Below are 20,136 nucleotides of genomic sequence, written 5' to 3'. Positions count from 1 at the left end.
TAAGCGTTTTTTTATTTATGTTCGGCATAATAAGCATCGAGCGCGTCTTCCACGGTTTTCTTCGTGTAGCCGTTATCGATAATGTAGCCAAGATCATGTTTTCTAAAGCTTGTTTTTAAATGGTCAATGAGGTCAGCGAAGTAATACTCGATACCTTTATCATCCAGCCATTTGAGTAAGTCTTTCATAGATTCGGTAGCGGTTGTATCGATATTAATAATCGCACTCGCTTCAAAAATGACTAGTTTTGTATCATCTTGGACAGCTTCTTTTAAGCCATCTGCGAATTTATTAAAGTTCCCAAAGAAAAGGGAAGCGCTATAACGATAAATAACTACATTTGGAATAGGTTTGGCTTCTGGTTTACGTTTTAAGTCAAAGTAACCATGGCGTCCGTCAATAACACCAAGAATTGCAATTGGTGATTTCATTGAGCGACTGACTACGTTGATGAACGATAAGAAAATTCCAAGTAGTACCCCGAAAATTACACCTACTAAAAGTGTTCCGAGAGCGGCAACAATCCAAACGGTTGCTTCACGACGAGAAACTCTGAATAAACCTTTTAAAACATCCACATCAATAATGCCCACAAGTGCAGCGAATACGATACCTGAAAGAACTGGTTGTGGCATATAGTAAAGTAAGCCACTTAAGAAGGCAACAATCAGTGCGATAATGGTTGCGGCAACGATAGAAACCATTTGTGTTTTACCACGAAATTGTTCGTTTGCAGCTGTTCTTGATACGCTGGCACTCGCTGGGGAACAACCAGAAAACGCAGCGACGAAATTAGAAATACCGTAAGCAAATAACTCACGATTATCATCAATCGTATATTTGTTTCTCATTGCAAAACTTTCACTTGGTAATAGTGAACCGGCAAAGGTAGCGATAGCACAAACTAAACCGCCACCAATCGCAAGTGCCCATGAACTTGCTCCAAAATCAGGAAGGGCAAGGGAAGGGAAACCAACCGGGATTTTACCAACAATATCTACATTATATTGGTCGAGTTTGAAGAAATAAGCTGCCATTGTTCCTAGTACTAAGACAACAAGTGACATCGGGATTTTTGGAATTACTTTTTTACAAGTTATGACAATGATGATTGTAACGATACCCATTGCAAATGAAATCCAATTAGACTGGAAAAATTGACCGAAAATAATACCTAAACTAGAAAAGAAACTATCTCCGCTTTCTTTAAGTCCCATTATTTTTGGAATTTGCCCCATAATAATGGAAACACTAAGTCCTGAAATGAATCCACTTAGAACTGGAGCTGATATGTATTTTGCGAAACGACCTAATTTTAAGACGGAGAAAAGTACTAAAAAGACTGCACAAAAGAATGCTAGAATCGGGGCGAGCGCGATGGCTTCTTTGGATCCTGCTGCAAGTCCAGCTGTTCCTAAGATAATGGACCCAGTAATGGCGCTAGCTGTCGCATCAATCCCAAAAATCAATTGCGGCGAACTGGCAAAAATAACATAAGCAATAACCGGTAAAAATGATGCATATAAACCATAGATGGGTGGAAGTCCAGCTACTTGCGCGTATCCCATTGCAACCGGAATTGTCAGTGCAGCAACCCCAACACCTGAAATAACATCATTCCGTAAATAGGATGCTTTATACCCATTTAATGAAAGCAAGATGTGTTTAAACATAAGTTCCTCCCTCAAAGACATAGTAATTTTCTTCTTCTACAATATTATTTAAATTTTATACTATTTACCCTATTATAAGTTGTACCAACCCTATTTTGGTGTATTAATTTTAAAAAAACCGCGATTTCCTTTAAAAGAAAATCGCGGTTTTTTTAATTGTTTTTGGCATAAATCGCCATAGCTTCTTTCAGAAAAGCAGAAAGGCCATCGCCAAACTGGTCGATATTTTTAGTGAAACGTTCATCTGCCACGTACATTTCTCCGAGTCCTGCAAATGCTTCGAGCGAGTATAAATTCCCGTGAGTATCATTTAAATATTGGAAAAACAGGTGGACTGCTTGTTGGGCTTCATTTGATTCTGGGGCGGATTTTCTAACAGCGGCCAATTGGCGAAATTCTGCATCAAAACTTTCTTTTATAGCCATTTGTTCTTTTTCATTCATATTAGTGATTTTTTCATTTGCTTGATTTACAACTTTATCTCCCCAAAGTTTTCGTGCTTCTTCTTCATATGGATTAGTTGAAAAATCGAAGCCAGTAAATTTTTCTTCATTCGTCATAATTATTTCTCCTTTTTCGTTCTTGATGGTTTGGTCAAGGGTTTCGAGCATCGCTTCAATTCGTGTTTTTTTCTCTATTAATAAATGGCGTTGCAAGGATAAAGCGACTTCTTTATCAAAACTAGGATCATCAAGAATTTGCTTTATTTTTTTCAAAGGGAAATCGAGTTCTTTAAAGAAAAGAATTTGTTGTAATTTGTCGACATCTTTTTCTGAATAAATACGATAGCCGTTCCAGTCGTCTTTTTGCGGGACGAGTAGGCCGATTTTATCGTAGTGATGAAGCGTGCGCACACTTACACCAGTGAGTTCAGCTAATTCTTTTGTTTGCATGAATGATTCCTCCTTCTGATTTTAACTATAAAGTATGACGCGACGTAGTAGTCAAGAAAGTTTTTTTTGTTTATTATAACTCTTTTAGTGGAAAAGTGTTGCTAGTAAATAAGTTGTTCGCGTTAATTGTAATAAAATAAATAAAACCATGGAAAAACTTATGACATTCTCGTATAATGGAGTGTAAATGTGTCTAATTTGTGAATGGAATTAGCGAGAATAAAAAGGGGATAGCATCATGACGGGGAAAATAAAATCCATTAGTACGTGGCTATGGCATCATCTAACACCGCAAATATTTGCGGTTATTTGCGTTTTTATTATAACTATTATTGCGCTTTTTGTGCCGCCATTTATTGGTATGGCTGATAATGGAGACTTTTTTAGAATATTTTCAAGCAATGGTTTATTTGTAAATAATGCTAATTATGACGCGTTACAATTTGGACATTTTGTGAAGGAGTTCGGGATTTATCAGTATTTTAATGAAAATCAAGTTGCGATTTACTCTTCGCAAAGTATTTTTATTCAAATTGCGCTTCTTTTAAATAAAATTTTTTGGTCAACAACTGTTTTTGATGTACGTTTTTTAGGTGCTTTGCAATTAGTGCTTCTTTTGCCAGCGATTTACTTATTAGTGGCTGGTTTAACGGCAAAAATGAAAGGTTGGCCTGGTTATGTTATTGCTGCACTAACTGTATTTATTTTCGCAGATACCGCTTATACAGCTTATTTTAATTCGTTTTTTAGTGAAGGACTTATTTTGATTATGATGCTGTATATTTCAGCGGGATTTTTACTTTTATATAACCATAAATATAATGATTATGCGATGTTAGGCTTGATTTTTGTAGCGTCCCTTATTTTAATTACGGCAAAACAGCAAAATGCGCCAATTGCGGTTGTGATTGCAGTTTGCGGTATACTCGTGTTTTTCATCCGGAAAAATCGCGCGTTTCGGATTTCGGCTGCGGCTACTTTTTTTGTTATTTTCATGAGTGGTGTAGTGATGTACGCATTCATTCCAGGAGAGTTTGTCACGATAAATCAGTATCAAACAATGACTCGCGGTGTGTTGCTTGATTCGGAAAATCCGGAGAAATCACTTGAGGAAATGGGAATGAACTCTGAATTCGCTTTGCTTAAAGGAACCAACTTTTATCAAAAATATAAAATGATTGATTTAGATTCGAAATTAATGGAACAGGAATTTTATCCGAATTATAATTTTGTCACGGTTTTAAGTTATTATTTGGAAAATCCGAAACAATTTGGGAAAATGCTTGATTTATCTGCGCAAAATAGTTTTTCGATTCGACCATTTGAAATGGGCAATTTTGAAAAGGCGACAGGTTATAAATTTAAAGAGAAAACGCATTTTTTCTCGGTCTACAGTGATGTGAAAGAAAAATTTGCTCCAGAGAAATTCACGTTTTTGATTTTATGGGCGCTTGTTTTTCTGATTGGATATGGTGTGAGTGCGTTTAAACATTTCCGCGAGAAGAACATTCGGGGAACGCTACTGTTTGATTTAGTCGTTTTACTGATTGGTTCAGGATTTGCAGTGATTTTAGTAACAATTGTCGGTGACGGAGAAGCGGATTTAACGAAGCATAATTTCCTGTTTAATGTTTGTTTTGACTTAACGATGTTGATTGGCGCAGCTTCATTACTCGAATTTTATTTGAAGAAACGAGGTGAGCGGAATGCGTAAAAAAATCATTATAAGTATTCTCTTTGCCTGCGTCGCCCTCGTAGTAACTGCCCATCCTCAAACAGCAAAAGCAGATAGTGATGTGGTCGTTTTTTATGATAGTTTGGCAAAAGGGACGGATAACGAAGGGAATATGGACTCGCTACTTCGAATGTTAAATAGTTTGGGAAAACGGGTGACGATTTACGCTTGGGAAGAGAATCCGGATCTAAGTCAAGCGAGCGAAATTATCGTACTGCAAAATAAAAAGGACCAATTAACGGATAAATGGACCGAGAAATTAGCTGAAAGTAAGGCGAAAATCGCATATATAGGTGCAAATCCACCAACTTTCTTAGCGAATAAATTGCAGTTGCAAACAAAAGCGATTACAGATACTTCCATCACTATTAAAACCGAGGCAGGACTAGCGGGAAAACCTCAGTTAGTGAGCGAAACGAATTTAATTACTTCCTATAAAGGAGAAGCGTTAGGCGAAATGGATGCTGCGGAAAATGGCAAAGCAGCATACGGTATTCGGGCTGGAAACTATGCATATACGCCAATATTTCAAGCAAATAATACGAGTGAATTTGCGTTGATGGACTTACTTAAAGCAGTATTTGAAATTAAAACTACGACGAATCAATATGCACTTATAACGGATGTAAACCCGTTTGTTGATTTTGATTTACTTAAAAAAACGGCAGACACATTTTATGAAAAAGGAATTCCTTTTATTATAAGTGCTGGGCCGGTTTTCTATAATCAAGATTTTCAAGCAGCAAAAAATTATGCTGAAATTTTACGATATGTACAAGCAAAAAATGGCACTATTATGATGGATGTTCCAGTCGTTACATACGGTGATAGTCCGCCGGGAGAACTTGAAAACATTATCCAAAAATCGTTACATTTTTTTGCGAATCATGATATAGCGGCGCTTGGTGTGACAGCAGAGCTATATTGGAATTTTGATAAAGTATACGGTACTGAGGGCTTTGAACCATTTAACACAGGAATTTTACTACCAAACCAAAAAATTATTCATACAACGAAAAAGAACAACGGTAGTGCTTTTGAAAAATCACCATACAGTGTAGCAAATGATTTTTACGAAACGACGACAAGCGGAAAAAACTTTCCTGTTGATATAGCAGTGACTTATTCATTTTTCCAGAATGAGAAGGAGTTAAAGGCTGCTGCGAACAATCTAGCAAATGAAAACATAAGTGACTTCCGGTATAAAGATCATCAAGTAAAAACAAATAAAGACACAATCGAATCAAATGCTGGCTCGCTTTATATCAATAATCAGTCCGTAACACTAGATGGTGATTTAAATTATATTAAAACAAATAAAGATAAAACTAAAAAACAAGCTGGTAGTTTAGAAGGATTTTTCGGCTATCAAAATACATTTTTCACGATAATTATTGTACTTTCTCTTGGAATTATTGGTGTTTTATTCATCTTTGGATACCGGCTTTATATGAAAAAATATATGAAATGAGGTGAAATAAATGGTTGTTGCAGATTATTTAGCATTATTCGCGGTGGTTTGTATCTGGGGACTTTTACTAATTAATATTGTATTAATCGTTGCGGGATATATCTATTATTTGAAAAACGAAGCGCGTAAGGTGCCTGAAATACCAGCGGAAGTACCATTTGTTTCTGTCATGGTGCCGGCCCATAATGAAGGAAAAGTAATCGTGAAGACCGTAGAATCGCTACTGGCTTTTGATTATCCGGTCGATCGTTACGAAATTATTGTCATTAATGATAATTCGTCTGATAATAGCGCAGAACTTCTAGCAGCTATTCAAGCAAAAAATCCAACCCGTCAGTTAAAAATAATTAATACCGATAACGTAACGGGCGGAAAAGGAAAATCGAACGCGCTCAATATCGGATTTGCGGAAAGTCGCGGCGAACTGGTGGCAATTTATGATGCCGATAATACACCAGAACGACAAGCGCTACGAATTCTTGTTGGCGAGATTACCAACGATGCAAAACTCGGTGCGGTCATTGGTAAATTCAGAACGCGGAATCGAAACGCGAGCTGGTTAACGCGATTTATCAATATCGAAACATTAAGCTTTCAGTGGATGGCTCAGGCTGGTCGATGGGCGCTATTCAAACTGTGCACCATTCCCGGTACCAATTTTATTGTGAGAAGATCGCTCCTAGAAGAAATTGGTGGTTGGGATGTGAAAGCTGTCGCTGAGGATACCGAGATTAGTTTTCGGATTTATATGATGGGATACCGCATCAAATTTCAAGCGAAGGCAGTTACTTGGGAGCAAGAACCACAAACATTGCCGGTCTGGTTTAAACAGCGCTCAAGATGGGCGAAAGGTAATATTTATGTGATTTTAAAAAATGTTCCGCTCCTTTTCAAACGAGAAGGTAGACGCGTTCGATTTGATATTTTGTACTTTTTATCCATTTACTTTTTATTATTAACTTCCTTGATTGTTAGTGATGTTTTACTTGTATTATATGCGCTTGGACTTGTACATACGACGCTTGCTGGCCTTAGCGGGGCGCTTTGGTTGCTTGCTATTTTACTTTTTGTCGCTGGTACTTTTATTACGCTCACCACTGAAAAAGGGGAAATTAGTTTTTCAAATCTATTATTTATTATGTTAATGTATGTGACTTATTGCCAACTTTGGATGGTGGTCGCCGCATATGGGTTCTTTATTTTCTTAAAAGATACTGTACTAAAGAGAGAAACCAAATGGTATAAAACCGAGCGTTTCTAAAAAGGAGAGTGCCTAATGAAAAAATTAGCTGTTATGGGGCTGCTTGTTTTCGCCGTACTATTTCTGTATAGGCCAGACGTTTTCGCAGCAGATAAAAATTATCAAACGGTTTTTGGAACAGATAAAACCGCTCAAGGGAAATTCACGACAACGAAACAAAACTTCACTGTGGAGAATTATTGGGACGTGTCAAACGCAAACGTGAAACTTGTATACACGATTACCCAGCTGAGTGAAAGAGAAGTTTCAACAATGACTTTAAAAATTAACGATGTTGCCTTTTACTCATTTAAACCTGATAAAACCGACAAAGGAACGAAACAAATCGAAGTTGAAATTCCAAAAGATAAACTAAAAAAAGGTGTGAACGTTCTATCCATTGAAAGTTTTGTCTACACCGATTTACCAGATGGTCGTTGTACAATTGATGATACTCCTGCCAATTGGCTACAATTCGACAAAACCAGTGCGGTAAACGTTTCTTATTCCGATAAGGCTTTCCAAAATACGGTCGCTGATTTTGGCGAACGCTTCACTGGAATTGATACTGTGAAAAGTGGGCAAGGCGCGGTAGCTGTCCTCAAAAAAGCCGGCGACGCAGAACTTGGCGCAGCGCTTGAAGGCCTTTCTGGATTTTCAGCAGCGAATACGTTAGAAGATAAAAATATCACTTTTGGTCAGTACGAAGATGCCAAAACGCGCGATGGCAAAAACTATATCGTCCTTTTTTCCAGCTATGACAATTTACCAAATGACATAAAAGCACAAATTAAAGACGATCAAAAACTAGAAAAGCAAGCACTTTTCCAAGTTGTGAAAGTAGGAAACACAAACACACTCGTGATTACCTCTAAATCAAATGATGCCCTTAAAAAAGCAGGAAAATTAATTGCCAACCAAAATTACTTAAGTCAACTCGGAGCAAATACTAAATGGCTAACAACGGATGAACAAATTGACACACCAGCCAACAATATCGATAAAAATACCAAACTCACAACAATTGGCGATAAACTAAAAGGAATTGGTCACATCACGCAAGATTATTTCATCAGTATGCCTGCAAACCGAAGCGCCTCAACAGGAACAGAGGTATCGCTTGATTTCAGATACGCCCAAAACTTAGATTTTGAGCATTCCTTAGTAACAGTTCTAGTCAATGGAAAGCCAATCGGTAGCCAAAAACTATCCGCCAAAAAAGCAAATAGTGATAAAGTAACGTTCCAAATTCCAAGCGATTTAAATGTTAAAGGTGATTTTTCTGTGACAGTTGCCTTTGATTTAGTTTTAACAAATAATTATTGTGGTTTTATTGCAGATTCCGAAATTCCATGGGCATATATCACACCAGAATCTACCATTAACCTGAATACAAGCGAAGAAACAGACTTGTTATTTGAACAATATCCATACCCATTCGTTGCTGGTGGAGATTTTAACAATGCAGTTGTCGTTGTTCCGGACGAATTAACGACAGAAGATACGGATTCGTTAGCAAATATTTTCAATCTATTGGGTCGCTTCCATGACGGAAATAGAGGCAATCTAACTGCCGTACATGCGACAAACTGGAAAAAGCCAAAAGAAGGCTCGAACGTTATCGCAGTGGGCACAATGAATAACAATCCAGTCATAAAAAATGCCAATGATGACTTATATTTCCAGTACAACAAATCAGGTAGTTATTTCCTTTCCAACGAAAAAATCTCGATTGAAAAAAATTACGGTAAACAACTCGGTAGTGTACAATTGATTACTTCAGGTGGCGTACCCGTTCTCGCAGTTACTGGTCCGGGTGCTAAACAAACAGAGCTTGGTTCTGATTTAATCGCCACAAAAGCTAATTTAGCTAAAATCTACGGAGACGGAGCGATTGTTGATAATGACAACACGATCCACTCTTATAGGTTCAAAAAAGCAGCAGATGCAAAAGAAGAAAGTTTTGGGACAAAAATTAGTAATAACAAAGAAGTAACCGTGTTTGGGGCCTTCGCGCTTCTTACAATCGTTATCCTAGTTGTCGCTGTCCTACTAATCTTGCGTAAATATCGCCGGAGCCGGAAGTGAGGGAGAAATAAACATGAAAAAAATAACGAATAACTTATTTGCAGATATTGGCTTTTTATTTTTCATCTTGCTTTGTTTCATCACGATTGGCTTTATGATTAATACGCCAGATGAATATTTGCGAAACATTATTTTATTAAATATCACTTTTTTACTTGTGATTATCACCTATTTTACGAATTTAACGCTTGGTTTGATTTTAAATGTCCTCTATATTTTCATTTATGCGACTTACATTATTTATGAAATTGTTGCAAATCAAATGGCATATGGAATCGGCAGCTACTACTGGCTTATTATTACGCCACTTTTTACGGTAGCGAGTGCGATGTTTACAAGAAATACTTCCAGACTGCAAGAAGAAAATACGAAAATCAAACAGCAAAACTTATATTTAGGAACCATCGATCAAGAAACTTTACTTAAAAATATCGTTTCTTTCCAAAATGATGAGCGCATTTTTTCCAGCATTTCGCGTCGTTATGATTTACCTTTATCACTGATGGTTATCAAAGTTCGTCACTGGCGCGAGTTGAAACGATTCCAAAGCGAAGATGAAATGCGCCTGGCACTGCAAGATATTTCGGCAGTTTTAGAGACTTGTATCCGTACGAGTGATGTTCTTTATTTGCTAGATAAGGACGATGCGACTTGGGGGCTCTTGCTTTTAACAGATGAGCCAGGCGGGAAGTTAGTTGCTGACCGAATTAAAAGTCGCATAGCTGAGGCCAACACCGAAGAATTTGCCGCGAAGTACCGAGTGAAGCTAGAACTTCGAATTGGAACAAGCCAATTTGACAGCGAAAAAGTGAAGACACCACTCGATTTTATTGATTTAGCGACAAAAGAATTAGAATATGACGTGTAAAATAGAGAGTTACCTTCTATAATAGGAGGTAACTTTACTTTTTTGATAGGAGGCGCTTGATGAACTTAGAAGAAATAGTCGCATGTATGTTATTAAATCAAAATGACAAAGAAATTCAGCGGACGCAAACGGAGCATCGTATGAAGTTGGTCGACTTTTGGCAAATTAAAAAAGGAGAACGTGTCCTTGAAGTTGGCTGTGGGCAAGGCGATACGACGGCAGTGCTTGCGAGTGCAGTTGGCGCAGATGGCTTTGTTCAAGCAGTTGACATTGCCCCGAGCACGTACGGAGCACCGTTTACGATTGGCGATGCAACGGCTCACTTGAAAAAATCTAAACTAGGTGCTCAAATTGATTTTAAGCTAGGAACAGATATTTTAAATGGCGATATTACTTTTTCCGATAAAGCTTTTGATGTGGCGGTGTTATCACATGCTTCTTGGTATTTCAGTTCTAAAGAAGAGCTAGTCGAAATGCTCATTTTACTTAGCAAGTGGGCGAAACGGGTTTGTTACGCGGAATGGGATACGAGAATTACAGATGTGAAACAAACATCTCACATGTTAGCTGTACTGACACAAGCTTCCTACGAGGCGTTCAAACAAGAAACCCAGTCGAATATCCGAACTTTTATCACGCCAGTAGACATGCAAGAAATTATTCAAGCCCAACATTGGAAGATAGGCGCGGAAACAAGTATTTTCTCAGAAAAAATGCAAGATAGTCGCTGGGAAATCAGTTATGTGAAAGACTTTATAACGAAAGAATTAGCTGCAGATATAGGTTTACCAGAAAAGTTCAAAGCATTTTTACTGAGCCAAAGCAATTTAATTACACTAGAAAATAGTTTGCCAATGGCGTCGTATTGCACTTTTTGGCATGCGGAGTAATTTTGCTTTCTTTTTCACAAGATTTAGATTTTTTATGCTATAATGGAACGTATTAACGAACTAAAGGAGTGTTGAATGTGAGAGCTGTACTTACTGTAATTGGAAAAGATAATGTGGGAATTGTCGCTGGAGTTAGTAATAAATTGGCAGAACTTAACATCAATATTGTCGACGTATCACAAACGATTATGGATGGATATTTTACGATGATGATGATGTGCGATATTAGCCAGATTACGAAAGAATTTGATGAAGTAAAAACAGAATTAACTGGAAAAGGTGAAGAACTCCAAGTAAAAATACATATTCAACGTGAAGAAATTTTCAACGCAATGCATAAACTTTAGGATGGAGGCGATTCTAGTATGGAAACAAACCAAATTTTAGAAACAATACGTATGATTGAAGAAGAGAAGCTAGACATCCGAACAATTACCATGGGGATTTCTTTGCTAGATTGTATGGACGGCGACGGTGAAGTAGCTAGAAAGAAAATCTACCAAAAAATCGTGACAAAAGCGCGCAATCTAGTGGCTGTTGGTGAAGCGATTGAATCCGAGTTTGGTATTCCGATTATAAATAAACGGATTTCTGTCACGCCAATTGCGATTATAGCTGGCTCAAGCGCTGACACTGACTACGTAGAATTTGCTAAAACACTCGATGCGGCCGCAAAAGAAGTTGGCGTGAATTTTATCGGTGGTTATTCCGCTCTTGTCCAAAAAGGTTACACAAAAGGTGACGAGATTCTCATTCGCTCCATTCCGCAAGCTTTAGCTCAAACAGAACGAGTTTGCTCTTCCGTTAACGTCGGCTCGACTAGAACAGGAATCAACATGGATGCGGTTCGTCAAATGGGTGAGGTAATTAAAGAAACAGCTGATTTAACAGCAGACACTCAAGGACTCGGTTGTGCGAAACTCGTTGTATTCGCCAATGCAGTCGAGGATAATCCTTTTATGGCAGGAGCATTTCACGGAGTTGGAGAAGCTGACTGTGTTATCAATGTCGGCGTCAGTGGTCCAGGTGTTGTGAAACGCGCTATCGAAAAAGTAAAAGGCGAACCATTTGATATTGTTGCCGAAACAGTGAAACAAACAGCTTTCAAAATTACTAGAATGGGTCAACTCGTTGGTCAAGTCGCTTCTGAAAAACTCGGTGTTCCTTTTGGAATTGTTGATTTATCTTTAGCACCAACACCAGCGATTGGAGATTCAGTCGCACATATTTTAGAAGAGATGGGACTAGAGATGGTCGGAACGCACGGTACAACGGCTGCTTTAGCACTATTAAATGATGCGGTGAAAAAAGGCGGCGTCATGGCTTGCGGTCACGTTGGCGGATTATCAGGTGCATTTATTCCGGTTTCTGAGGATGCGGGGATGATTGAAGCCGTACAACAAGGCGCACTTAATCTTGAAAAACTAGAAGCGATGACGGCAATTTGCTCAGTTGGACTTGATATGATCGCCGTACCAGGTGACACAACCGCCGAAACATTAGCTGCGATGATTGCTGATGAAGCTGCAATCGGCGTGATTAACAATAAAACAACCGCTGTCCGAGTAATTCCGGCGAGCGGCACCAAAGTGGGCGATATGGTCGAATTCGGTGGTTTACTTGGAACGGCGCCAGTAATGCCAGTAAACGGTAAATCTTCCGCTAGTTTTATTGCGCGCGGTGGTCGCATCCCAGCACCAATTCATTCATTTAAAAATTAACAAAAAGGTTTCCTCGCAAATTTACGAGGAAACCTTTTTTATGTCGTTTTTCTCTCTACCAAATGGAAATCTAAATCAAGCAGCGGCAAGTTGCTTCCAAATAATTGATTCATAATGAGCGTAAAAGCATTTTCAGCTTGTAAATTTACAGGATAATGAATCGTTGTAATATCAAGCAAATGCGCCACTTCCATATTATCAAACCCACAAATCGCAAAATCTTCCGGGACACTGTAACCAAGCCGTCTAGCTTCCGTAAGTAACCCCGCCGCAAAATAATCATTTGGCGTCAAAAATGCATCTGGTTTATGCTCAGTCTCACTCCACCAATGCGCAATCTTTTCCCCGTCTTGCCGACTACCCTGCCCGTAAAACTGTCTAAATTCATGCGGATCAAGTTCATAACGCGCACAAAAGTCTTTAAAAGCAAGCATGCGACTTTGCGTATTGAGTCCGGTCGTATTCCCGTAAACATTCACAAATTTTCGGTAACCTTTTGCATATAAATGTTCTAGTGCAAGCGTATATCCATCATATTGATTCATAAATACAGAAGGGATTTTTTCACTTTCAACACGTTGCCAAGTAACAATCGGGCCGTATTTGGTATAATGCTCAATTGTTTTCCAATCATTTGATCGAATCACAAGAACGAGTGCATCGATTTGTTTTTGCCGTAGCATTTCTAAAGCTTCCAGTTCTTTATCCGGATCAATCCGCGTCATAAACAAAGTAACGTTATAACCATGCTCCTGAGCCATCATCGTAAAACTTTTTAAAAATACATTCAGTGAATCTGTAAAACTAGGAATGACCATACCAATTAACTTAGTTGCGCCTTTTTTCAGTGATACAGCGTTAATATTTGGAACGTAATCTAACTTGTCAATAATTGCCTGGACGCGTTTTCTTGTTTCTTCACTCACATAGTCGCGATTATTAATTACTCGGGAAACTGTTGCTGATGAAACACCCGCTAGTTTCGCGATTTCTTGTATATTTGCCAATTGCAAAACACCTCGATTTCTCGTAGCTCTGTATTTAGTATACCAAAAAAGCCCGCCAAATAGCCAGTTTAGATAAATTTAAAATAAGTGCTTGACCTGTAATGCATTACATGAATTATGATGAATGAGAAGAAAAGAAAACGCTTTAAAATTCTAGGAGGTAAGTATATTATGAAAAAAGGTGTAAAAATCGTTACAATTGGTGGGGGTTCCAGTTACACACCAGAACTTGTTGAAGGATTTATTAAACGCTATCATGAACTTCCAATCAGAGAACTTTGGCTAGTAGATATTGAAGCTGGTCGTGAAAAATTAGAAATCGTTGGTAATATGGCAAAACGTATGGTCAAAGCAGCAAACATTGACTGCGAAGTACATTTAACACTCGACCGTCGTGAGGCTTTAAAAGATGCTGATTTTGTTACAACACAATTCCGCGTTGGTTTATTAGACGCTCGTATTAAAGATGAAAGAATTCCACTTAGCCACGGGATCATTGGTCAAGAAACAAACGGAGCAGGTGGGATGTTCAAAGCATTCCGTACGATTCCTGTTATTCTTGGTATCGTCGAAGATATGCGCGAACTATGCCCAGATGCTTGGTTAATCAACTTCACTAACCCAGCAGGAATGGTAACAGAAGCAGTTCTTCGTTACGGAAACTGGGATAAAGTTATCGGTCTTTGTAACGTGCCAATCGGAGCAGTGAAAAGCGCTTCAGACGTTTTAGAAAAACCAGAAGAAGATTTATTCTTCAAATTTGCAGGAATCAACCACTTGCACTGGCACCGCGTATTTGACAAAGACGGTACAGAATTAACAGAAAAAGTGATTGATGGTCTTTACGCGCCAGATGCGAATCCTGGAAAAGTTGTTGAAAACATTAAAAACATGCGCTTCTTATATGAGCAAGTTAAACATCTAAAAATGCTTCCTTGTCCGTACCACCGTTACTACTACATGACTGATGCAATGCTTGAAGAAGAACTGGCATCTTTCAAAAACGAAGGTACTCGCGGAGAAGTCGTGAAAAAATTAGAAGACAGCTTATTCGAATTATATAAAGATCCAAATCTTGATTACAAACCAGAAGAATTATCCAAACGCGGAGGCGCACACTACAGTGATGCAGCATGTGAAATCATCAACTCCATTTACAACAACAAAGGTACTGTAATGGTAGTATCTACTCGTAATAATGGCGCAATTGATGATGTTCCTTATGATAGCGCAGTAGAAATCACAAGTGTTATTCGCGCGCACGGTGCGGAACCAATCAACTTCGGTAAATTCCCACCAGCACAACGCGGCTTGCTACAAGTAATGAAATCAATGGAAGAATTAACAATTGAAGCAGCAGTAACAGGCGATTACGCAACTGCACTTCAAGCTTTTACTTCTAACCCACTTGTTCCTAGCGGCGACTTAGCAAAAACAATTCTAGATGAAATGCTAGAAGCGCACAAAGAGTTCTTACCACAATTCGCTAAATAATTTGCAAGTGATCCCTATTTTCTAGGGATCACTTTTTTTGTGAGTTGTTTTAGCGAGCATTTTTTCAAGTTTCCTGTAAAATAGAAAAAAGGAGGTATGCTTCATGCAAACAAATCTTGAAAGAATCAAAAAACACATAGAAAATTTAGATAGATTTACAGCAACTCCGGGTCAGGGGACAACTCGGCTTACATATAGCAAAGAAGACCACGGCGCGCGTAATTATTTAAAAGAAGAAATGGCTAAAGTAGGCCTTACTGTCTCAGAAGATGCGATTGGAAATATCTACGGACGACTAGAAGGCGACAATCCAGACTTACCAGCAGTAATCGTCGGTTCTCATTTTGACTCTGTGCCAAATGGTGGTGCTTTTGACGGTCCAGCAGGTGTTATAACTGGGCTTGAAGTAGCTAGCGTTTTTCATGAACAGCAAATAAAACCCCATTTTCCACTTGAAATCATCGCAATGGTGGAAGAAGAGGGATCTCGTTTCGGAGCGGGACTACTTGCCTCCCGAACAATTACAGGAAAAGTTACAAAAGAAATGCTACATGAAATGAAAGATATAAATGGTGTTACTGCCGCAGAAGCTATGGCAAACCTAGGATTTGACGCAAATCAAGTACATACAGCCATTCGGTCCAAAGATTCCGTCAAAGCTTTCATTGAACTACACATCGAACAAGGCCCAGTCTTAGAAAATACGAATGAAGATGTTGCGCTCGTTGACACGGTCGTTGGTTTAACAGAAATAAAAGTTACCGTAAATGGTCAAGCAGGTCACGCCGGAACAACCCCAATGCTAGAACGAAAAGATGCTCTAAGTGCAGCTGTCCAAATTCTTAATAAGCTTCCTGAACTAGCTATCCAAGAAGGCGGCGGAACTGTCTTAACAATTGGCAAACTTAATGTCTACCCGAACGGCGCCAATGTAATACCAAACAAAGTCGTTTTCACAGTAGATATTCGAGCAAAAGACGAAATCCACGTCCAAAATACATTAGAAAAAACAAAAAAAGTTATTCAAGCTTTCGAAAAAAACGGTATTACGTGTGAAATAGAAGATATGCTCTATGAAAAACCAACATATTTATCAACAGAAATTCATCAAGCATTGACCGAAAGCGCCGATAAACTTGGTCTTAAATATCGAACAATGGTTAGCGGCGCAGGACACGATGCAATGATTTTCGCAAGTTTAACCGAAGTAGGACTTATTTTTGTACCAAGCCACAAAGGTATAAGCCATGCACCAGAAGAATGGACCGATTACGACAAGCTCCAAAAAGGCATCGAAGTCGTACTTGAAACAGTTAAAAAATGGACGGGGGAAAGCGAACATGAATAATAAAATAAAACAAATAGTCTTAAATAATGAAGAAAATATGATAGCCTTCCGCCGCGATTTGCACATGCATCCAGAACTGCAATGGCAGGAATTTCGAACAACCGATCAAGTTGCAAAACAACTAGATCAGCTCGGAATCCCTTACCGACGTACCAATCCCACCGGACTAATTGCAGATTTAAAAGGCGATAAAGTAGGCAAAACGATTGCTTTACGAGCGGATATGGATGCACTACCAGTCCAAGAATTAAACCAAGATCTTTCTTATAAATCTACAGAAGACGGCAAAATGCACGCATGCGGTCACGATGCCCACACAGCCATGCTATTAACCGCAGCAAAAGCACTCGTGGAAATTAAAAGTGAGCTACGCGGAACAGTCCGCTTCATTTTTCAACCATCAGAAGAAATTGCTGAAGGCGCGAAAGAAATGATTGCCCAAGGAGCGATGGAGGGCGTGGATCACGTCTTTGGTATCCATATCTGGTCCCAAACCCCAAGCAATAAAATATCTTGCGTAGTTGGCTCGACATTTGCTTCTGCGGACATCATCCAAATTGATTTCAAAGGTCAAGGCGGTCACGGAGCAATGCCACATGATACAATCGATGCTGCGGTGATTGCTTCTTCGTTTGTCATGAACCTTCAAGCAATTGTAGCCCGTGAAACAGACCCGCTTGATCCGGTCGTCGTAACAATTGGAAAAATGGAAGTCGGCACACGCTATAACGTTATCGCTGAAAATGCCCGATTAGAAGGGACGCTACGTTGCTTTAACAACACAACCCGCGCCAAAGTGGCAAAAACAATTGAACACTACGCGAAGCAAACAGCCGCTATCTACGGCGGCACAGCTGAAATGATTTATAAACAAGGCACACAACCAGTTATTAATGATGAAAAAAGCGCATTACTCGTCCAAAAAACAATCATTGAATCATTCGGTGAAGAAATGCTTTACTTTGAACGCCCAACAACCGGCGGCGAAGACTTCAGCTATTTTCAAGACGAAGCTCCCGGGAGTTTTGCGTTGGTTGGCTCCGGAAATCCCGAAAAAGATACCGAATGGGCCCACCATCATGGACGTTTTAATATTGATGAAAGTGTCATGAAAAACGGCGCAGAGCTATACGCCCAGTTCGCCTATAATTATTTAAACCAAGATGAGATTTAAACAAAAAAACAGCCTCAAGCGACTTCACTCGCTTGAGGCTGTTTATATATCGACTATTGTTTTTCTACAACATGTACGTCTTCAAAAGAACCGTATTTTGTCCACCAAGGAACGGCACCTTCATCAAGTAATTTATCAAGAGAAGTAATATTTTCTTTCCCTTGAGTACGAAGCCATTCGCGTAAAGCATCATCGCCTTGTTTACCATAAACTTCGATACCATCAGCCCAAGTTGCACGACCACAAAGTACACCACTATATTGTACGTTATGTTGATTAGCAAATTGGATTGTTTTATGGAACATATCAGAAGTTACACCAGCACTTAGATAAATAAATGGAAGTGGGCTTAAGTCAGAGCATTCTTCAAAATGACGAGCTGCTTCATCTTGCGTATAAGCTACTTCACCTTCAGCAAAACCTTCCACATATTTGAAGTTTACTGGAACCTCTAGTTTAAGTACATCTACACCGTAACGAGGTTTAGAGAATTCTTTAATAGATGCTTTTACTTTCGCTGGTTTTAATTTCGCATACTCTAAAGAACCAGAATCAGTAACTTTTGCATCGTAAGTAATTGGTTCTAAGAAAAATGGAATATCAACTGCGCGACATTCTGCACCAATTCTTTCTAAAAAGGCATATTTAATTTCATTGATTTCAGCAGGTTCATCTGGATCATAATAAACAAGAATTTTAACAGCATCTCCGCCGTTTTCTTTAATACGAAGTGCCGATAAATCTTCAATTAAATCAGGAAGTTTACCAGGAGTAGTTGCGTCATAACCTGTTTTTTCATAAGAAGTTAAAAGTCCGCTACCTTCGTGACGAGCTTTGATTGCTGGAGTACCATATTCTAAATCAAGCAAAATTGCAGAAGCATAAGGTGTAAGTTCTTCAGAAACAAGTTGTTTGAAGTCTTCCACATCTTTTTTGTTTTCTGTTCCTTTTGCTTGTTGAATCATTTTTTTCAGTGAACCACGTTGGTCAATGGCAAGTGCTGCAATGACGCCTTTATCGTTGGAGAGTCTTTGTAAACCATCAAATTTACCTTTTGTTATTTGTACCATTTTTATCTAGTCTCCTTTATAGCAATTTGTCGTTGCTTTTATCAATTTGTCCATCATTAGTATACCACTTATAACTTTTTTTAAAACATAGGTATATTTCCGTATTGATTTATCCTGGATAATAAATTACGATATATGTGGAGTGTTAGGTATTATTAGAAATTTGGGATAATTTCTTTTAATACATTCTCTTTTGGGAAAGTCAGTTAGCGATTAGACTAGACCAGGAGTGATGAAATGAATCGACGCGAAAGACTAAAACATAAAAGACGCAAGAACGTATTTATCGTGTTGAGTACTGTACTTATACTTTTTTTTATGGCCACTAGCTGGATGATCTATGAATTTAAAAGTAAAGAACAGCAAACAGTATCCGCACCAACAAAGAAAAAAGCAACTACAGCCACTAAGCCAAAGGAAAAACCGACTACCAAAAAAGCTGAAAAGCCAAAAGAGCCGGAAAAAGTTGAAGAAAAGCCAAAAGAAACGATAGTAAATAACAAAGAAATTGATGCTTATTTACAAGAAATCGGATTTAGCGGCTCAGCCCTAGTTATACGGGACGGCCAAATCGTCCTACAAAAAGGGTATTTGTATGCTAATCGAGATACAAAAGAAGTAAATACACCGGATACATTATATTATATCGGTTCTTCTCAAAAGGCGATAATAGCAGCAGCTTTATTACAATTAGAAGAAAAAGGTAAAATAAATACAAACGATCCCGTATCGAAGTATTTACCTAATTTTCCTAATGGTAATAAAATCTTAATTAAAAACTTTTTGAATCATACTTCTGGGATTGTCGGACGTCCGCAAGTATCTGGGAATGTCACACCGGAACAATTGATTGCAGCTATTGAGAAGCGGGGAATTAAATCACAACCTGGGAAATGGGATTATATGGATGCAAATTACAGTGTAGCGGCATATATCGTAGAAAAAGTTAGCGGCAAACCACTCGCAGTATATTTGCAAGAAAATATATTTGAACCAGCAGGAATGAAACATACTGGATACTTTCAAAAAGATGTTGATGGGGGAAAAAATGTATCAACAGGTTATAGAATAGACGACGATGGAGTCTATCAAAATCCGAAATTAGTAGACTTAACCAAATTATATGGATCAGGGGATATTAGTATGTCTACTACGGATATGTATTTATTTGATAAAGCATTAATGGATAAAAAATTAATCTCGGAAGCAAGCTTAAAAAAAATGTTCACACCGGGTAGTAAATCTAATTATGGAATGGGCTTTTATGTAGATCCTGGGAGTTATAATAGCCACGGGGTTGTAACTGGTTGGGATGTTTCTAATAGCATGAGCCACACTGGCAGAACCTATGTGATTTTATTCTCTAATGTCCAAAACAAGATTGCTTCTTTTGGAAAAGTGAACAATCATATTTATAGTTTATTAAACAAATAAAGAAACTCGATTCTGTTAACAGAATCGAGT

Annotated in this window: 16 protein-coding genes; 12 read left to right on the top strand and 4 right to left on the bottom strand. The window is 38.5% G+C overall.

The genetic code is table 11. The features are described 5' to 3' along the window. Positions 1 to 11: 11 nt before the first annotated feature. Both AC4PG0_RS05715 and AC4PG0_RS05710 read right to left on the bottom strand, forming a co-directional pair. The gene (locus AC4PG0_RS05715) at positions 12 to 1,673 is read right to left on the bottom strand and encodes a SulP family inorganic anion transporter (RefSeq protein WP_003760615.1); all 1,662 of its coding nucleotides are present in this window, start codon (positions 1,671 to 1,673) and stop codon (positions 12 to 14) included. A gap of 152 nt (positions 1,674 to 1,825) precedes the next feature. Continuing rightward, complete coding sequence (locus tag AC4PG0_RS05710; RefSeq protein ID WP_492167354.1) at positions 1,826 to 2,566, bottom strand: MerR family transcriptional regulator; 741 nt, start codon at positions 2,564 to 2,566, stop codon at positions 1,826 to 1,828. Between the two features lie 238 nt (positions 2,567 to 2,804). Here AC4PG0_RS05710 and wsfD point away from each other — a divergent pair, with 238 nt between their 5' ends. The 8 genes from wsfD (at position 2,805) to AC4PG0_RS05670 (ending at position 12,579) form a co-directional block, all read left to right on the top strand. Next, positions 2,805 to 4,280 carry a glycan biosynthesis hexose transferase WsfD gene (gene wsfD / locus AC4PG0_RS05705; protein ID WP_409353698.1) on the top strand — a complete coding sequence of 492 codons (1,476 nt, stop codon included), beginning with the start codon at positions 2,805 to 2,807 and terminating at the stop codon, positions 4,278 to 4,280. Continuing rightward, positions 4,273 to 5,772, top strand: coding sequence for a DUF2334 domain-containing protein (locus tag AC4PG0_RS05700; RefSeq protein ID WP_492167355.1), 1,500 nt, complete (start codon positions 4,273 to 4,275; stop codon positions 5,770 to 5,772). Before wsfD ends, AC4PG0_RS05700 begins: the two co-directional genes overlap by 8 nt. Before the next feature lie 10 nt (positions 5,773 to 5,782). After that, complete coding sequence (locus tag AC4PG0_RS05695) at positions 5,783 to 7,033, top strand: glycosyltransferase family 2 protein (protein WP_003765592.1); 1,251 nt, start codon at positions 5,783 to 5,785, stop codon at positions 7,031 to 7,033. 15 nt (positions 7,034 to 7,048) lie between these two features. Further along, positions 7,049 to 9,100, top strand: coding sequence for a cellulose biosynthesis cyclic di-GMP-binding regulatory protein BcsB (locus AC4PG0_RS05690; RefSeq protein ID WP_492167356.1), 2,052 nt, complete (start codon positions 7,049 to 7,051; stop codon positions 9,098 to 9,100). A 13-nt stretch (positions 9,101 to 9,113) separates the two neighbouring features. Further along, a complete protein-coding gene (locus tag AC4PG0_RS05685) occupies positions 9,114 to 9,968 on the top strand; it encodes a diguanylate cyclase domain-containing protein (protein WP_003770648.1) in 855 nt (284 codons plus the stop codon). A 59-nt stretch (positions 9,969 to 10,027) separates the two neighbouring features. Next, a complete protein-coding gene (locus AC4PG0_RS05680; protein WP_492167357.1) occupies positions 10,028 to 10,858 on the top strand; it encodes a class I SAM-dependent methyltransferase in 831 nt (276 codons plus the stop codon). A gap of 77 nt (positions 10,859 to 10,935) precedes the next feature. After that, on the top strand, positions 10,936 to 11,205 hold the full coding sequence (locus tag AC4PG0_RS05675; protein ID WP_003760632.1) for an ACT domain-containing protein: 270 nt from the start codon (positions 10,936 to 10,938) through the stop codon (positions 11,203 to 11,205). Between the two features lie 18 nt (positions 11,206 to 11,223). Then, the gene (locus AC4PG0_RS05670; RefSeq protein WP_010990473.1) at positions 11,224 to 12,579 is read left to right on the top strand and encodes a PFL family protein; all 1,356 of its coding nucleotides are present in this window, start codon (positions 11,224 to 11,226) and stop codon (positions 12,577 to 12,579) included. A gap of 38 nt (positions 12,580 to 12,617) precedes the next feature. On the opposite strand, the gene AC4PG0_RS05665 is transcribed toward AC4PG0_RS05670, so the two are convergent. Next, positions 12,618 to 13,586: a LacI family DNA-binding transcriptional regulator gene (locus tag AC4PG0_RS05665; protein WP_070753580.1), complete on the bottom strand. Its 969-nt coding sequence runs from the start codon at positions 13,584 to 13,586 to the stop codon at positions 12,618 to 12,620. A 171-nt stretch (positions 13,587 to 13,757) separates the two neighbouring features. Here AC4PG0_RS05665 and AC4PG0_RS05660 point away from each other — a divergent pair, with 171 nt between their 5' ends. The 3 genes from AC4PG0_RS05660 (at position 13,758) to AC4PG0_RS05650 (ending at position 17,602) form a co-directional block, all read left to right on the top strand. Beyond that, positions 13,758 to 15,080 (top strand): 6-phospho-beta-glucosidase, encoded by a 1,323-nt coding sequence (locus AC4PG0_RS05660; protein WP_003721330.1) that lies wholly within the window; start codon positions 13,758 to 13,760, stop codon positions 15,078 to 15,080. Between the two features lie 103 nt (positions 15,081 to 15,183). Then, on the top strand, positions 15,184 to 16,428 hold the full coding sequence (locus AC4PG0_RS05655; protein ID WP_492167358.1) for a Zn-dependent hydrolase: 1,245 nt from the start codon (positions 15,184 to 15,186) through the stop codon (positions 16,426 to 16,428). Next, on the top strand, positions 16,421 to 17,602 hold the full coding sequence (locus tag AC4PG0_RS05650; protein ID WP_147732720.1) for a M20 family metallopeptidase: 1,182 nt from the start codon (positions 16,421 to 16,423) through the stop codon (positions 17,600 to 17,602). Before AC4PG0_RS05655 ends, AC4PG0_RS05650 begins: the two co-directional genes overlap by 8 nt. 53 nt (positions 17,603 to 17,655) lie before the next feature. Here AC4PG0_RS05650 and AC4PG0_RS05645 read toward each other — a convergent pair whose 3' ends face one another. Beyond that, entirely contained in the window at positions 17,656 to 18,672 is a 1,017-nt protein-coding gene (locus AC4PG0_RS05645; RefSeq protein ID WP_003765614.1) for a tagatose-bisphosphate aldolase, read from the bottom strand. Positions 18,673 to 18,909: 237 nt separating this feature from the next. Between AC4PG0_RS05645 and AC4PG0_RS05640 the strand changes: the two genes are divergently transcribed. Continuing rightward, positions 18,910 to 20,106, top strand: a complete 1,197-nt coding sequence (locus tag AC4PG0_RS05640; RefSeq protein ID WP_003770665.1) for a serine hydrolase domain-containing protein — start codon at positions 18,910 to 18,912, stop codon at positions 20,104 to 20,106. The last annotated feature ends 30 nt before the right edge of the window (positions 20,107 to 20,136 follow it).

The sequence above is a fragment of the Listeria sp. MAN/IMW/UF464 genome (assembly GCF_058683955.1).
Note: the sequence above shows the minus strand (reverse complement) of the source record. Positions and strands in the feature narration are given on the sequence as shown.

Coding starts and splice junctions, on each gene's coding strand:
- AC4PG0_RS05715 (WP_003760615.1), bottom strand. CDS start 1,673: ATGTTTAAACACATCTTGCTTTCATTAAATGGGTATAAAGCATCCTAT.
- AC4PG0_RS05710 (WP_492167354.1), bottom strand. CDS start 2,566: ATGCAAACAAAAGAATTAGCTGAACTCACTGGTGTAAGTGTGCGCACG.
- wsfD (WP_409353698.1), top strand. CDS start 2,805: ATGACGGGGAAAATAAAATCCATTAGTACGTGGCTATGGCATCATCTA.
- AC4PG0_RS05700 (WP_492167355.1), top strand. CDS start 4,273: ATGCGTAAAAAAATCATTATAAGTATTCTCTTTGCCTGCGTCGCCCTC.
- AC4PG0_RS05695 (WP_003765592.1), top strand. CDS start 5,783: ATGGTTGTTGCAGATTATTTAGCATTATTCGCGGTGGTTTGTATCTGG.
- AC4PG0_RS05690 (WP_492167356.1), top strand. CDS start 7,049: ATGAAAAAATTAGCTGTTATGGGGCTGCTTGTTTTCGCCGTACTATTT.
- AC4PG0_RS05685 (WP_003770648.1), top strand. CDS start 9,114: ATGAAAAAAATAACGAATAACTTATTTGCAGATATTGGCTTTTTATTT.
- AC4PG0_RS05680 (WP_492167357.1), top strand. CDS start 10,028: ATGAACTTAGAAGAAATAGTCGCATGTATGTTATTAAATCAAAATGAC.
- AC4PG0_RS05670 (WP_010990473.1), top strand. CDS start 11,224: ATGGAAACAAACCAAATTTTAGAAACAATACGTATGATTGAAGAAGAG.
- AC4PG0_RS05660 (WP_003721330.1), top strand. CDS start 13,758: ATGAAAAAAGGTGTAAAAATCGTTACAATTGGTGGGGGTTCCAGTTAC.
- AC4PG0_RS05655 (WP_492167358.1), top strand. CDS start 15,184: ATGCAAACAAATCTTGAAAGAATCAAAAAACACATAGAAAATTTAGAT.
- AC4PG0_RS05650 (WP_147732720.1), top strand. CDS start 16,421: ATGAATAATAAAATAAAACAAATAGTCTTAAATAATGAAGAAAATATG.
- AC4PG0_RS05645 (WP_003765614.1), bottom strand. CDS start 18,672: ATGGTACAAATAACAAAAGGTAAATTTGATGGTTTACAAAGACTCTCC.
- AC4PG0_RS05640 (WP_003770665.1), top strand. CDS start 18,910: ATGAATCGACGCGAAAGACTAAAACATAAAAGACGCAAGAACGTATTT.